Here is a 14,545-nt window from a genome sequence, read left to right as displayed (position 1 = left end):
GCGGATTTACACGCGCAGCCTTTCCGATCAGTGAGCAGGTAGGAGGGACGTCTCCTGCGCCGCGCCGTCCTCAGCGCCGATCTGGACGATGTTTCGCGGCAGGAAAACGGCTGCGATCGCACCGAAACGCCGGTTCCAACGAAGTGTTCCGCGAAATGAACACTGAGCCAGGCGATCACATCCTCAAAGCGACAGTCGGCCGGCGCGAGCAGTTCGCTCGGGAATTCAGCCTCCCGATCGACAACGCAGCGAACACCGCCTACAGCGATGCAGTAGAAGAGCTTTTGGAAATCGGAACCGAGGATGCAGCATGAGTAACGCCAAGGACCGGATACGCGGAAGCGCTGAGCGCGCAAAACCCAGCCATCATCGGCATCGCCGAAAATGCCATCACCTCAGCCGAATTCAATGACACTCCCACTGTGCGCCGACTCGCCTGGACCCTGTGAGATACCACCGAACCTGTCCCCGGTAGAGGCTCACGTACGCACCACCCTGTTGGAGGTCCCCGCTCTGGTCGTCCCCGCCGCCCGAGCGCATGCCCGAATCGTGGTCACCGAGACCCGCAGCTTCAGATCAGCGTCGTCGCCGGACTGCGACCCCACCCACGTCGAGGACCTCGAATGGGTCGAGACGACCGAGATTCAGGTGCGGGTCGAATTCGACGAGGGCCTGATCTGGGTGCGGGCCACCGCCGTTCCGGCATCGGCGCGGGCCGAACCGATGTCGGACGTTGCGCTGTGAACACAGTCAACCGAGGGCGAGTTGCCCGCAAGAGAGGACCGATTCAATGACCGCATCGATCTGACCGACGTCACTGTCGCATTGATCGACGACCACGACGTAGTGCACGAAGGCCTCGTCTCCTGATGCACGGGAGCCACACCGCCGATCGCGGTCGCCGGACGATACCTGTGCCCGACAGAGTTTCTGCGCGATCGAGCAGACGTAGGGCGTGCGTATCGACGCGGTGGTGCTGGATTTGCAGTTCAGGGACGGCTCGCCGCCTCCCGACTTGGACACGGTCGGCACCCTCACCGACGCCGGATACCGCGTCATCGTCTACTCCATGCGCAGCGACGATCCTGGACTGCCTCGACAACGGCGCGGTGACGTATCTGGCGAAATCGGAAGGGCGCCAACATCTTGTTCCCGCGATCGAGGCTGCCGTAACCGATCATCCGTACCTCTCGCCGAGTATGGCCGGAGCGATGTCCCCTGACACCAGGGCATCGCGAGACGTTGTGAGTTGCGCACGAGGGAACACTGCGATGCCGACTGTCTCTTTATTTGCTTGCAGACATGTACTCCGATCGACTGACAGACAGCTCCGTGTCGTAATTGATAGAACCGACATGCTGCGCAACGCACGAGCATGTCGGCGATCGAAATGAAGCTGTCGAGAGGAACGGAATGTCATATACACGAGGTCAGACGGTTTCGCGTGCAAGACCGCTCGCGCCGAGAACTGTCGGCCATGCGGCGTTGGCCGCGCTAGCGGCGTTCGCTCTGACATTCGGCTTGTTTTCGACACCAACTGCCCAGGCAGAGGAGACCACGTCGAGCGTGCTGTTCGTCGTCGACACGTCGGGGTCGATGACTGGATCACCGTTGGCGCAAGCGAAGGATGCACTCCGTGCCGGGATTGGAGCACTCTCCTCGGGACAAGCTGCCGGTCTGCGTTCCTTTGCGGGCGACTGCGGTAACGGTGGACAGTTGCTGGTTCCAGTGGCAACCGACAACCGCGATCAACTCAACAACGCCACTAATCAACTCACAGCAGGAGGCACCACCCCCACACCAGACGCTCTGCGCGCAGCGGCCGGGGATCTCCCGTCCACAGGCGATCGCACCATCATCCTCATCAGCGACGGCCAGAGCACTTGCGGAGATCCCTGCGCGGTCGCAGCTGAACTCAAAACCCGACTCGGCATCGACTTCCGCGTCCACGCAGTCGGTTTCAACGCCCCGGATGTAGCGGAAAGTGAGCTCAGCTGCATCGCAGAAGCTACTGGCGGGCGATACTTCACAGCGACGAACACCACGGAACTCAGCGACGCTATATCAGCTGCCGTCACCACTGGATCAGCAGAGATCCGCAGCGACATCGATTGCGATTCACCTACTTTCATCGGAGTTCGAGGCTCGGGCGAATCACCACAAAGCCTTGATCTTTCCTACTTCCGGACGCACGCGCGCACGAACAAGCCGTACACGGAAGAGGGGGCAGTCAATCTCGGTATGGGTGAGAGCCTCGCGCCGATGTTCGGCTTCCTACAACGTCAACAGTCCGTCGACTACGACTTCAACATCATGTCGGTGTCGTACCCCGCCATCGGCGTGGGGGCCAGCATCGGCTACTACACGAACGACTACCGGGAGTCCGTCGACATCGGTGCATCGAATCTGGGACGGATCATCTCAGCACTGCATACGAAATGCAGCAACAGTGCACGCATCGTCCTCGCCGGGTACTCACAGGGAGCAAATGTCGTCAATCGATACCTAGCGCAGAAGCAGGCTGTTACGGCACCGGAACTCGCACTCGTCAAATCTGTCGTGTACTTCGGTGACCCCAACCTCCGCCCCGGCCGCGCCGGTGAGCGGCACGAGGGAACGTCGTACAAGGCTCTCGGGGTCGTCGCGGCGGGTGTTACCAACGGTGACGCGGACATCAGCGATTATCTCTCGTCTCACCCGAACGTGGTCAGTTCGTTCTGCCTGAGTGGGGACATCATTTGCAATCCTCCCGTGGATGTCGTGTTCGGGAAAGGAATCCACGGATCGTACGGCTCCCCAGATACGAAGATCACCTGCCCAGTCAACGGGGAAAAGAATGTGGTGCTCTACCAGTGTGGCGCCTTCCGCGTAATGCGGGATCTTGGTTACACCCTCCCCTCAGTCGAGCGCACTCCGACGCTGCTGCAACGAGGGCAGGAGATTTTGTTCTCGGTGGGAGGCTGGATCGCGAATCAGCCCAGCTTGGCGCTCTTCGCCTCGACACCCCAGGTGATTGGCAATTTCACAACCGATGAGAACGGAAATGCGACAGCGCTGGTACGTGTTCCGGACGATGCTGACCTCGGCGATCATCATCTGATCGTCCAACAGCCAGGTGGGCGTTCTGTATCGGTACCAGTCACAGTGGTCGACTCGGCTTCGACATCAACTCCTGTCTTCTCATTCGGTCCAGAGGATGGGGTTGAGGATGGTCTCGGGTCCGGAAGCGGAAGCGCGGCCATCTTGTTCGGGAGTTGACACCTGAAACACGCGGATAGCGTTCATCCTCGGACTAGCAACTTCCCACAGACGAGGCTCTGACAGGAGTTGCAACGCGGGTGGTCTCAGTTTGCGGACCGAGGTAGATCGTGCAGGCGCTCGGCTGGTTTATCCCAGCCGAGCGTCGTTTCTACTTCGTCGACGAGTTCACGTTGTCGAGTCGTGTATCCGGGGTCTTCTTTCGAGGGCGGTCGCAAGGTTGAAATTGGGGGGTACATGCAGACACTTCATCGCGGCACGCCAAACATCCGAATCCCTGTGCGGCGATCGATCCGTGCACCAGAAAATTCCCCATCATTATCGTCAACAACTTATATGATGTCACATAAACTGACTGCGAGATGTGCTGTGCAGCAATGGTATACGCTGTCGCAGAGGCGTATTGCTACCAAGTCGCGCACCGGAGTCGACGCTGAGTGCTGCACTGGGCGACGCTCTCTTTCCCGGTCGAACGCGATTCGCACAACGGCGGTGTGATTCTGGAAGTCGGCGAGTGGACAGGCGATCTTGCGGAACCTGCGCAGTGCCGTTCATGCAGTGCGAGTGCACTTTACGTGTCACAGACGACCGGTGGGCGGACCGGGACCACAGTAGGAGGTGTGCCCTGCGGACTGCCAGCCGTTTGTTTATCGGCGTTTACCCGTTCCGGGCAGACCGCCGGAAACGACAGAGCGGATTCCTCCGGCCGGGGCTGGCCTTCCGCAATGCGGAATTTTCTTCGCCGCAGGAAGAGGCTTCGGACCTAGCCGCATGTATAGTTGCCGGCGCAGTCGACGAGCTTCGGCCACCAGTTCGCGCTCACGCTCGGAGAGTGGGCGAGCAGATGCGACGTCGGTCGCAGCTCGTAAGAACTGCTCCACCTGCTTCAACTCGGCACGTGCAACCCTTTGGCGTTTGTTTTCGCTTGGCTCTACCGAATTTTTGTTCTTCCGTCGTCGGCCCATATCGGATGCTCTCACACCTCTCCGACACCGTCGGGCCGGCTTGCATTGTGTATAGGTGCGCCGACATTGCGAAAGGTATCAAACCAATTCATCAATGCCGCAGGAGGCATCGCAAAGGACGTTCCCTCGCCAGCGGCAATGATGAAGGTGCGGCAAGATAAGTCTTCGGCGAACCCAGTGGACCGACCAGAACGAGGAAGTGACGTACGTGGCTAAAGATGGTTGGGAATTCTGGCGGGTCAGCAATGCGTCGAGCGGCGCACTGGAATGGCTCGCCGTCATGCGACCGGGTGCACGCGCTGCGATCGACCGTGAAAAAGTGTGGACGCTGCTGCCGAAAAGTCGCATGTTCCTCGCCAACTGGTTCCTGACCGCGGACTTCGGTCGAGAAGACGACGCGAACGATTGGGTGTACGAGAATATCGACTCCGTCGAAGCACGTGAGGTGGCGCTGGAGGTGCCGGAGCCATCGACCGAGGTCGTGACCCGATTGACCCACCCCGAGTCTTCTTTGACGCTGAATCAGATCGATCGGCACCCCGTGGACAAACTTCTGGGCAAACGAGTGGCGGACAAACTCGAAAACCGTACCTGAACTACCTGCAGAGCGTCCGCCGCAGCCGAATCGACGAACCCGGTCTTCTACCGCCCATCACGCCAAAGTCCAGGAAGAATCCAGGAAGAGCACGGCCCACGCTTTGAATCATCCGACTTCCAGACCCGCACATCCTCTCTTGACCTCTTGGTATCACCGTGCAAACCAACGGATGGTTTGATTCATGGCATGTTCGACGTCGATAATTCGGCGGAGTTGATGGTGATCAAGCGAAGTCAGAACTGATTCCACCATGTGGCAAATGCGTTCCAGGCTGTGCTGGCCCACCCCCAGACGGGAGGAATGACAAACAGGTCAGGTAAGTATCCGATCATCGTTTCGTCTCCTCAGAGTGGATTCCACCAGGCGGCCAGTGGCAGCAAGAATGCGTACCAGAACAGAACTTCTTCGGGAAAATCAGGTAGGCGCCCGATCATATGTCTCTCCTTCCCCTGCCTTACTTCGTCCATCGCACCTGATAGTGGCGCGTTACGGTGCAGGCGCTGTGCACAGGAGCGGTGCGCTCGAGAGGCGGGAAGCGGCTGGGGTCTGGGTGGCCGACATATCGTCGAGGGGAAAATCTACGCTTCCGGGGGTGCGACACGCCGCTACTCCGCGGGACGGATCCGGCTCCGTGCCCCTCGAAGGCGCCTTAGGGATCGCCCGGGCCAGCGGAAACGGCTTGTGAAACACCAAGTCTGAATAATCCACCGACCTGCCTCGGCGGCCGTGCCGAACGCGCTATTGAACAACGGGCCGGCCTGACAGGATCTCGTAAGACCCCCGTTAATACCACGTCGATCGCGACAAGCAACGGCAGGTTGTGCTCCGAAGAGTGGCGCGACTCCGACTCCGACTCCGATTCCGGCGACGATCGATGTTCGTCGGTCGATGGCCAACTGGGCTGGAAGTACGTGCCTGAACATCGAGCGGGACGTTCATGGGCCGGCGATGAGACTGTCCCGGCGGACTCGCCGCACGGAACTCCTACGTAACTAGATCGAGGAGCTGAGCTCTTCCCGTACGGTTCGCATGGTCGCTGTCAGCAGTCCTTGGGTTCCTTCGGTTCGGGCTCGGCCCACGCGGCGACGTTGGCGGCACCTCGTGCCAACTGGCGTCGCCCGGACGTCAATACTTCAGACGTCCGGTCCTTCGCCGCGACGAATACATCGGCGATCCGCGCATGTTCCGGGCTGTCCCACTGCGTAATCTGCAGGTTCCGAGCCTGAATAAACTGATCCAGAATTTCGCGCAGCGCGTCGCGGTGCCGGCCAAGACCGCGGGCGGCAATCTTGTGATGCGCTTCGCTCAGGCGCAGCACGGCATTAATTTCCAAGACCTCTCGCATCCGCGTAACTAGCTGTATGTCGGCCTCGTGCTGCTCGCGAAGGGTTGTGCGCGCGCTGGTAATGGTTTGGTCCACGTGCTGCGGCTCAGTGTTTCGCACCTGTTCCAGCCTGAGCTTGTGCCACTGAAACAGTGATTTCTGGGCTACGACCAGCAGTTGCAGGGTCTCTCCGAGTCTGTTTTTGTTCAACAGCTGCTCAAGCTGCTCGGATCGCTTGCCTGGGCCAGCGCGTCCGTCCAGCGTTTCCAACTGTTTGACGGCATGGACCCGAAGTCTCTCAATCCCGACTTCCAAATCTGCCCCCAGCGAGGCGATCGATGACCAATCTGTGTTGGTCAATGCATGCCCCGACGCCAGGTCCCGCACTTTGGCCGAGAGGAGACGGTGCTGTCCGTACACGTCCCCGATCCGATGAGCCTCGGCCAATCGGAGTAGCTCGTCCACCTTGTCTTCGATCACGTCCAGGTGCTCATGGACCTGGTCGAACTGGGCGCTGATCGCCGCTTCTAACGCGGCGATCGCAACCATCTGCGGTCCTACCCCCGCCACCATCGCGCCGGGGTTCGCGATCCGCGCGTTGGAGATGATCTTGCCGCTTTGTGGATTACGCACCATCTTGTGATAAGTGACGGTTGCCCCGGATTTCGGCCGAGCGAACAGCTCGTGGTATCGCTTGCCAACCGCGTATGCGGCTCCGACCGCGCGGCCCCCGAATGCCTGACTGGCCATCTTCGGCAACATTGTGCCGGAGTCGATCGGGACAGGTGAGAGCGCTGTGTCCCACTCGAGCGCAAAGGCCGCAATGGCATCTTCGGTACCGACAAGCGCGGTACCGAGCTCGTCGTCGATGACCATCAGCTCCATCGAGTCCTCGATGCCCAGCCCGTCCGGCTCGATCGGCGACAGGTCACCCACGTGCGACTCCTTCCACCCGCCCATGCGAATGCATATTCACGTTCTTCTCATGGCATTCTGCCTTGCTCCACTGACATCGCCCGTACGAGCTCCGCCAGAACAGCCAGGGAACCGGTTCCGACTGCCTCCGTGGGGCCCGGATGCCGCCGGAAAATAGCAATGATCAGGTAAAATAGTGAATAGATCCCTTCTGTGTGACCGCACTGTCCCCTGCGACGGTGAAGGAGCACCGGTGAGCACCGCATCCAACCCGCAGCCACGCCTGACGGAAGCCCAGATCGACCGCGCGATCGCCGCCGCCACAGCCGGTCACCGCATGGCGGGCATGGAGCCCACCGCCGCGGACATCGCCATCGGACGCCGACAACTACGCGGAGAAATCACCGGCGACGAAGCCGTCGAACTTGCCCCCGCCGCAGCATTGAACGAACGCAAGGGGCGCCCATGACCGCAGCACGCAAATCCGGCTCTCGCGACATCGAAGAATCCGTCAAGTTCGCCGCAGCGGGAATTCGCCTGGCCGGCGGAACTTTCACCCCGGCCGATGAAGCGGCCGCTCGCCGGGTCGCTTCCGGAACTCGCACTCAGGAAGGAGAAGTCGCCGCGCTTCGCCGCGAACTGGGGTACTGACTTCCCTTGCCGCGGAAAACTCCACGGTTTCGTTCCTGGGATGACTATTACATCGCCGGAACAACTGTTCTACGCAACAAACTGACCAGCGCAACCGAACCTTACGGAACCACAGATCCCGACAAGCTCCGGCTGTTCGAAGAGCGCGCCGCGTCTGTGCGCCTGGTCGCAGCCAACTCGACCCCATTCGCGGTTCATTCGCGGTTCATTCGACACAACCAACTCAAAGCCATCCACCGAGCACTCTTCAGGACGTGTACGACTGGGCCGGAGAAGAACGCACGGGTCCGCCCAGCGAGATGCGTAAAAGCGCGGACCCGCCGTCGGCCATTACCCGCCAGGCGATCCTCGCGCCCATGGTGAACTACGGCTACTACCCAGCCCCGGCCATGCCTGATGCCGCCAACCTCCAATTTCGTCGACTCGCCAAACACGATCGCCTGCGCGGCCGAAACCGCGAAGAATTCCCACCGGTCTCGTCGAACACTGGGGAGAAATCAACACCATCCACAACGAAAATTATCTCTAGTCAATTCATCGGTGATGCGGTCTGTACCTGCAGTTCCTGTCGTGGACAGTGTCGTCGACGCACCACGATGCCGCTGATCTTGGTTAGCGTCAGACGACCGTCAACTTGTTCGACTGGTGGATGTGATCGAAACGTCGTGTCCGATCAGAATCCCAGGAGAACCCTGCGACTACGTAATCTGGATTCTGACTCACTCGTTAGGTGTGGACTTTCGAGCACTGCGCGGAAAGCCGCGATTCCCAGAGCGACTGTTCGTTGCGCTTGATTGACAGCATCGGTGTGCGTGAACTTCCTCGCACCAACCTCGACTGAGCCGTGGACTACCTTGCTGCGGCTGTTATATATGTCGCGTAGTTCCTTGAAAAGAGCCTCGCGACTGGCCATGTCGCTAGGTTCGAGAAGCACGGACATCGCACCGGTCACCTGGAAACTAATCTCAGGGGTCGCTCCGAACAATCCCTCCCAGCACACGACCGCGTCAACCAAGGAATCGACAGGGTCATCGCGTTCCGCGGCGGCTCGCAGCAGCCTTCGCATGGGGAGGGATAGATACTCAGGCATGGCCATGACTCTCGGCAACCAGATGCTCAACGCATCTGCTATCTTGCCGTCGAGTTCGTGTGCCGATGAATTGTGAGGCAGGTTGGTTTGCAAGGGCTCTGCCGTCCCGGTCATGGGATTCGCGATCATCGTGAACGTCGCGTTCGATGCGAGTGCGTCGTCGACACCCGATGACAGGAGAACCGAAAATCGAAGACGCTCAAGTTGGGACGCTAAAAATCTTCGGTGTGTTTCGACTATCTCGGTATGTTCGGCGGAACGCCCAACGAACGTGATATCGAGAGCGTCGTGGTGATTGAAGGGCTGGACCTTGTTGTCAAGGTATCGCAGTTCGGTGTCGATCTCCGCAATCATCCAGATCTGTGTTGTCCCATTCAGGCATCCAGGGTCGAGAGGCGTCGATCGGCGAAGTCGGATACCTTCGAGTCCGATTGCCTCGACGCTGTCCTCCAGCCTGAGCCCTGCCAACCCGACGTAGGTGGCCGTTGAGACGGTTTCACCGGCGGACAGATTGCGAGCCAGTTCCAGCAACGCAACAGTGGAGTTCTGTACCGCCTCGACCGCATCGTTGGCTGCATACTTAGTCACTACTGCACTGTGGAGGATGTCGCCCGGGATGTCGTGAAACTTGAGCGTAGAGCGGTTTCCATCGGACCACAGAGGAAACAGAGCGGCCCAACGCGGGTTTTCCTTGTCCATCTGTGCTTCGAGCCCAGTCGCGGTGGAGCATGCGACGGCCTCCTTGAACATTCGCCCAAGTGGCTCGTCATCGGTGAATCGGCTGAAGAGTGAATCGGCGATGGGGTGCGCGTCGAGGACTGCGGCGATGTGCGTGGTTCCTAGGAGACGAAATCCCAAGAAGTCGCGTGCAAGAATCCGGAAGGCGGCCTCGACTGTGCCATCATCGGTAGTTTCCGGCACCCGGCCGCCGCAGCGCTGGTGCCAGTCGTTGGCCCGCGACGTTCCGAGGCCGGCGACATATCCAGCAAGCTGCCGGGCAGTGGTGATCCGTCGGTCATTACTGTCGGCGATCTCCTGCATCGAGATCATCTGTGCACGGGCTTCCGAAATCACGGACCGCTGCGCATCAGTGGGAATAGAGTGGTCTATTCCCCACTTGCCGTCGAACGCGCAGATGAAGTCGAGAAAGTCGGTTCCATAGGCCCGAGCGAGGTCAAAGTAGGCCAGACGAAAGTCGACCCCCTGGGCTTCGAGGAAGTGTCCCCAGTCGGGAAAGTCGGACGGGTGCGTCATGGCAATACAGTCTCACGCCCCGGTTCTCTGCCGTCACGCGCGTGACGACGGCTGATGCTGGTGGGTCACAGTGACTTCCCCCGACCTTCGTGTGGGTCGGGCGGTTTCGTTCTCGATGAGAGCTTTCGCGCTTTGAGGGTCTTGCTTGATAGAGTAGCGAGTGACCCAAGTCCTTATTGTCGTGGCCGTGCACGCTATGTCACTGAGGCACCTACCTGAGTTCGGAGCAAGAACGTGGTCGACAACAGTCATATTCTTTCGGCTATGCATGCCCTTTTCGAGGCATTGGGGCCGCCAACGAGCCGCCCCCTATCGCCCAGTGAGCGCACCGATATGCATCCCGAGCGGTTTTACGAGGGCTTCCATCCGGTCTTCGAGCTGATGGAGACATTTGGACCAGGGGATGCCGGTTACACGCATCAATTTCCACGGCGAGGCGGCCACTCCTCCCTGCCAGTATTTGTGGAAAACGGCGGCATCGTTGTGATCGAAACCTACTTTCATAAGGGTGATATGACCATCGAACGGCTGGACTATGGAATAACGCCTGAGCCGGTATTCAAGGCCTTGTACGCCTTGCTCGAAGACGCTGAAGTGCGCGACTAGCAAATCCTGCACGACACACGCCGTCCCGACGCCTCGTTTGAGGGTCGGGGCGGCGTCGTTTGTAGGAACACTGAGGAGTGAGTGCTGTCTTCGTGAAGGCGTTTCGCGGGGGCGCAGTCACCAACTTGCCTTATCCCACTGCCAACTGTCACGTTGCAAGTTCGATAATCGACACTTCGTTAATGCCAATGCAGTTGACATCGCGTCCAGCAGCCCGAAGCCCTCGGTGAGCTATGGCCGAGCACATAACAGTATTTGAGGCACCGACAGTAGATGCATCAATGGACCCGTGCTCGGGGAACTCTTCACGCGAATAGCTCGTTAAGAGGTGGTTATGTGCGCAATCAATACTTAAGTAGTTCGACGTTCGGATGGCGGGTTTTCTCAATTTCCGCTGCGTGGGCAGTGGTTAATCCCGTCCCAGGCGCTGGAGGAGTAGAACGACGGAGGAGCTAGAGATGGTCCGACAAGCTAGGCGAGCTAAGGGCGAGTCCTGCGAGGAAATGTGGGCACGATCGGTGGTCGAGGCGCATGCTCACGTAACGTTGGATCTCAATGACGACGGGTCTGTAAACGAGATGGTCGACTACAAGGTGTTCGATCGCCCTTCTACTGACCCTACCCGACAACAGTTGGGAATCCTGGAAGTTGGCACGATCACTAATAGTGACTTCAAGGAAAGTGAGGCGACCTTCAAAAAGGAACTCGGCGATGGATTTGACGATTCATCGTTGGAAGGAACGTGGTTGGTCTTTCTCACCTATGGGGCGCGACTGAAGCCGGTTCGGGAACGATTGGTGCCGGCTCTCAGGGCTCTCGAGCAGCAGGACATTGAGACACTCAGGCCGGGATACCAGAGGGACCCCCACCTTCAACAGCTCGCGCTGCAGCTGGCGGAAGTGGGCGGTGTGATCAGTGTGGAGCGCCATCGCGACCCATGTCCAGCTCAGGTTTTGTGCAGCTTCCAGTGGGGCACTGTCGGGCCAACCGATCCTCTCGTTACGTTGGTGATGGTCGAAGAATGGCTCGCTCGTTCTGACAAGGATCAGAAGGGCATTCGTCGGAAGGTGGGCTTGCGGGACGACCAACCCTATGGTGGTCTCTTCCTCCGGATCGAGAAGGTACCTTCACCAGTGGTTGGCACGGCGTTCTCAAATGACTACCAGCAGTACACCGAACCTTTACGGGCGCGTCAGCTCCCTCCACGCGAACCTACGTTGCCGGCGGAGATTACGCATCTGTGGTTGATGGCAGAGGACGGATTCGGATGGTACTGGGATTCCGTGCGATGGCACGTTGTCGAGCCTTCGGAGGGCGCGGCGTAGTCTGCAACGAACTGAGCACGGCGCGCTCGCAACCCTGTCCGCAGCTGGAGCCGGGCGCTCGTGGTGCAGTCACAATGCGCTCACTGTTAGCTGGGCCAGCCACACGACTTTTTTGCTTGTCACCGCCGCTTGCCGGAGTTAGCTCGCCACCAAGGCAGGGGTAGTTGGGACCCGAGAGAGCGGAAACTGGGAACTGCGGCGGCGGCAGGCACACTGCTTACGCCTTCGCGGAACCGAATCGAATTGCTCGCAAAAAAGTCGTCGGACGATAATCCTGCGCACCGCACGTCTCGGCATCCAGATCGATGAAAATCACAAATCTCATTGATATTTTCACCAGGCGCTGAACTTGGGGTCCAATCAGCACCATTTCTCAACTTCGCTGGCTCGAGACTGATAAACCAACAACATGTCAGAGACAGCCGCCCTGCCGTGGTCCGCCTTCGGCGAGCCTGAGTTTCTACCGTTCGATTGGGTTCCCTCGATCACCGCAATTGAGAACATCGAGATTCGGTTCCCTGGCCTCGACGTCGTCGCCCAGTTTGATCCGTTTCACATGTACTACGGCAAGGCGGTCTAACTCGCGGCAACTGGGATTATGTCTGGATCAGGTGGATGGAATGTTGCGCCGAGCGGTCCGGGATGATCTCGCAAACGTCGGAATGGGAGGATCCCATCCTTCCCGACGATTGGCGCCCGTCCTATGGCGAATGGATGAGCTTGGCCTCGGCGTTCAAGGAGCTTGACCTTGAACAAGTGCACGAGGACTTCCAGCGTACGTTTTATCGGGTCGGACTCTCCGAACTGAGTTCTGCCTTGGGATCCAGCGAGGTTTTCCACTCTTGGTTCGCGGCTTGGTGCTCTTACCTGGTCCTGACCTACAGGAAGAGTATCGACTCGACCTACTGGTTGGACATCTTCACGCCTGAACTCCATACTGCACACGACCCTGACGCCACATCTGATTCATAGATTCAGTTATTTTGTTGAGCAAACTCAACGCCGCTAATCGCCACTCCGACGTACAGCAGGGTAACCGACAAAACCTGCCACTGAATAACGGTAAGTCGTTCTGGATGATCCACATCCTGTCAGGAAATTCAGCTTTCCAATGGTGTTTGCCGGCGAATCCTGCACTATCGCTACCATCCCAACGTGAACGAGAAACAACACAGGGCACCAGCAACTGAAAACCCACCGGGCGGGATTCGCGCGATCGAACTTGTCGTGCTCGGCACTTGCGTGCTTGTGCTGATCGCAGGATCGGCAGCGGTTGGAGTCCTTATTTGGCCCCAACTGAATCCCAAAAGTTGGACCGCCAGCGGTTGGGCCGCAAGCGGCGCTTGGTTTTCTGGCGTAGTGACAGCTACTTCAGTCTGGTTCGCCGTCAAGATGTCACGAGAAGCCCAGAGCTCAGCGATGCGGTCACTAGGCATCCAACTGGCCGAAGATAGTCGGCGAGAACAACTCGGTGCGGTGGGAAACGTCTGGTCAAGCCTGCGCGCGCAAAATGAACTCGTCAACGAGATCACAGACCGATGGTACGACTACGCACAGGCAGATGCGGCCGCCAACACAAACTCGCTTAACCCCGATTCAGATGCACCAGACGACAGTGTGAGCGCGATGCGCGCCGAGAAACTTGTCGAATTTCATGCAGTCCAAAAGAACGCGCTGAAACTGGCAGCATCAGTGAAAGACATCTTTTTGGAAGCGATGTGGACGGTATCAGATCCGCAAGTACGTGCGGATCTCGACAAATTACACAAGTCATATCGACAGCTGAGCACATGGATCGAACGCACCTATATGAACTTCCCCAATTTTCATCCGATTCTCGATAGTTCAACCGGCGAGATACTGACACCTGTTGCGATTACCGAATCGATTCAAAGGAACAGCCATCAACTCGTGGTCAGCGCCCAACAGCGCCTCGGACGCTCCTCCCAGACGTAATCAACCCGGCGATCGCGTCAATCAACACGATTCAACTGGTTGACGGAAAAATGCTGTCTGGTCCGCTTTCTACGATTTCCCAAATGGCGCCGCATGTCGTTCCGGTTGGAAAGACAAGATAATCGGTCCACCACAGTTATTCAAGGAGTCAATGGTCTTGTGTCGCACATGATGTACACCTGAAACGAGGGTGCAGATAACTTCCGAGAAGGAAACACCAGAACACAATTCGTGTTCTTCTCCGAACTCGCCCGCCGCGCCGGCTACGAACTCGACATCACGCAGTTCACCGAAAACGGTTGACTGCGAGCAAAATTCGTTCACGCTCGCTCCTACCACCCGAGCAGACCGCCTGGACGTATTGCTGGACAAAGCGCTCACCGACACCCGGCCGCGGGTTTCGGCGGAGTCCGCCGAAGGCGGTGAACTCGGCGACTTTTACGCGCACCGCCTGCCTGGCTTTCCCGGCACCGCCGACAATTGCGGATCCGTGTCGCCTATCGCCTGAACGGCCATCGCGGCAGCTTCACGTGCACGCCACGACGCACTGGTGGTTGCCTCCGTCAGACTGTTCAGAACAGCCTTGTCGCGTGAACGAACAAG

At 58.8% G+C, this 14,545-nt stretch carries 13 protein-coding genes; 10 read left to right on the top strand and 3 right to left on the bottom strand.

All coding sequences use genetic code 11. The features are described 5' to 3' along the window. Nucleotides 1-155 precede the first annotated feature (155 nt). A complete protein-coding gene (locus tag ATN37_RS00845; protein WP_218694620.1) occupies nt 156-314 on the top strand; it encodes a hypothetical protein in 159 nt (52 codons plus the stop codon). Between the two features lie 94 nt (nt 315-408). Beyond that, a complete protein-coding gene (locus ATN37_RS00840) occupies nt 409-744 on the top strand; it encodes a hypothetical protein (protein ID WP_218694618.1) in 336 nt (111 codons plus the stop codon). 6 nt (nt 745-750) lie between these two features. On the opposite strand, the gene ATN37_RS00835 is transcribed toward ATN37_RS00840, so the two are convergent. After that, nucleotides 751-1,059 (bottom strand): hypothetical protein, encoded by a 309-nt coding sequence (locus ATN37_RS00835; RefSeq protein WP_218694616.1) that lies wholly within the window; start codon nt 1,057-1,059, stop codon nt 751-753. A gap of 354 nt (nt 1,060-1,413) precedes the next feature. Here ATN37_RS00835 and ATN37_RS00830 point away from each other — a divergent pair, with 354 nt between their 5' ends. Together ATN37_RS00830 and ATN37_RS00825 are read left to right on the top strand one after the other, a co-directional pair. Continuing rightward, nucleotides 1,414-3,258, top strand: coding sequence for a cutinase family protein (locus ATN37_RS00830; RefSeq protein ID WP_218694613.1), 1,845 nt, complete (start codon nt 1,414-1,416; stop codon nt 3,256-3,258). Between the two features lie 1,173 nt (nt 3,259-4,431). Then, nucleotides 4,432-4,818, top strand: a complete 387-nt coding sequence (locus ATN37_RS00825) for a hypothetical protein (RefSeq protein WP_218694611.1) — start codon at nt 4,432-4,434, stop codon at nt 4,816-4,818. A gap of 1,042 nt (nt 4,819-5,860) precedes the next feature. On the opposite strand, the gene ATN37_RS00820 is transcribed toward ATN37_RS00825, so the two are convergent. Beyond that, nucleotides 5,861-7,081, bottom strand: a complete 1,221-nt coding sequence (locus ATN37_RS00820) for a hypothetical protein (RefSeq protein WP_218694609.1) — start codon at nt 7,079-7,081, stop codon at nt 5,861-5,863. A 232-nt stretch (nt 7,082-7,313) separates the two neighbouring features. On the opposite strand from ATN37_RS00820, the gene ATN37_RS00815 reads away from it, so the two are divergent. Then, nucleotides 7,314-7,529 carry an antitoxin VbhA family protein gene (locus ATN37_RS00815; RefSeq protein WP_218694608.1) on the top strand — a complete coding sequence of 72 codons (216 nt, stop codon included), beginning with the start codon at nt 7,314-7,316 and terminating at the stop codon, nt 7,527-7,529. Then, entirely contained in the window at nt 7,526-7,711 is a 186-nt protein-coding gene (locus ATN37_RS00810) for a hypothetical protein (RefSeq protein ID WP_218694607.1), read from the top strand. The genes ATN37_RS00815 and ATN37_RS00810 overlap by 4 nt, the downstream gene beginning before the upstream one ends. Nucleotides 7,712-8,384: 673 nt before the next feature. Here ATN37_RS00810 and ATN37_RS00805 read toward each other — a convergent pair. After that, the gene (locus tag ATN37_RS00805; RefSeq protein WP_218694606.1) at nt 8,385-10,055 is read right to left on the bottom strand and encodes a HEPN domain-containing protein; all 1,671 of its coding nucleotides are present in this window, start codon (nt 10,053-10,055) and stop codon (nt 8,385-8,387) included. Between the two features lie 234 nt (nt 10,056-10,289). Between ATN37_RS00805 and ATN37_RS00800 the strand changes: the two genes are divergently transcribed. The 4 genes from ATN37_RS00800 (at nt 10,290) to ATN37_RS00785 (ending at nt 13,942) form a co-directional block, all read left to right on the top strand. Further along, a complete protein-coding gene (locus ATN37_RS00800) occupies nt 10,290-10,661 on the top strand; it encodes a hypothetical protein (RefSeq protein ID WP_218694605.1) in 372 nt (123 codons plus the stop codon). 518 nt (nt 10,662-11,179) lie between these two features. Beyond that, nucleotides 11,180-11,986 carry a hypothetical protein gene (locus ATN37_RS00795; protein ID WP_218694604.1) on the top strand — a complete coding sequence of 269 codons (807 nt, stop codon included), beginning with the start codon at nt 11,180-11,182 and terminating at the stop codon, nt 11,984-11,986. A 409-nt stretch (nt 11,987-12,395) separates the two neighbouring features. Continuing rightward, nucleotides 12,396-12,566: a hypothetical protein gene (locus tag ATN37_RS00790; RefSeq protein ID WP_218694603.1), complete on the top strand. Its 171-nt coding sequence runs from the start codon at nt 12,396-12,398 to the stop codon at nt 12,564-12,566. Between the two features lie 575 nt (nt 12,567-13,141). Beyond that, nucleotides 13,142-13,942: a hypothetical protein gene (locus ATN37_RS00785; protein WP_218694602.1), complete on the top strand. Its 801-nt coding sequence runs from the start codon at nt 13,142-13,144 to the stop codon at nt 13,940-13,942. Nucleotides 13,943-14,545: the final 603 nt, after the last annotated feature.

The organism is Rhodococcus sp. MH15 (genome assembly GCF_019266045.1).
Lineage (GTDB): Bacteria > Actinomycetota > Actinomycetes > Mycobacteriales > Mycobacteriaceae > Rhodococcus_F > Rhodococcus_F qingshengii.
This window is presented reverse-complemented; position numbering and strand designations above follow the sequence as displayed.

What these genes read in the sequence shown, in the direction of transcription:
- ATN37_RS00845 (WP_218694620.1), top strand. Translation starts at nt 156, where the DNA reads ATGAACACTGAGCCAGGCGATCACATCCTCAAAGCGACAGTCGGCCGG.
- ATN37_RS00840 (WP_218694618.1), top strand. Translation starts at nt 409, where the DNA reads ATGACACTCCCACTGTGCGCCGACTCGCCTGGACCCTGTGAGATACCA.
- ATN37_RS00835 (WP_218694616.1), bottom strand. Translation starts at nt 1,059, where the DNA reads ATGACGCGGTATCCGGCGTCGGTGAGGGTGCCGACCGTGTCCAAGTCG.
- ATN37_RS00830 (WP_218694613.1), top strand. Translation starts at nt 1,414, where the DNA reads ATGTCATATACACGAGGTCAGACGGTTTCGCGTGCAAGACCGCTCGCG.
- ATN37_RS00810 (WP_218694607.1), top strand. Translation starts at nt 7,526, where the DNA reads ATGACCGCAGCACGCAAATCCGGCTCTCGCGACATCGAAGAATCCGTC.
- ATN37_RS00805 (WP_218694606.1), bottom strand. Translation starts at nt 10,055, where the DNA reads ATGACGCACCCGTCCGACTTTCCCGACTGGGGACACTTCCTCGAAGCC.
- ATN37_RS00790 (WP_218694603.1), top strand. Translation starts at nt 12,396, where the DNA reads ATGTCAGAGACAGCCGCCCTGCCGTGGTCCGCCTTCGGCGAGCCTGAG.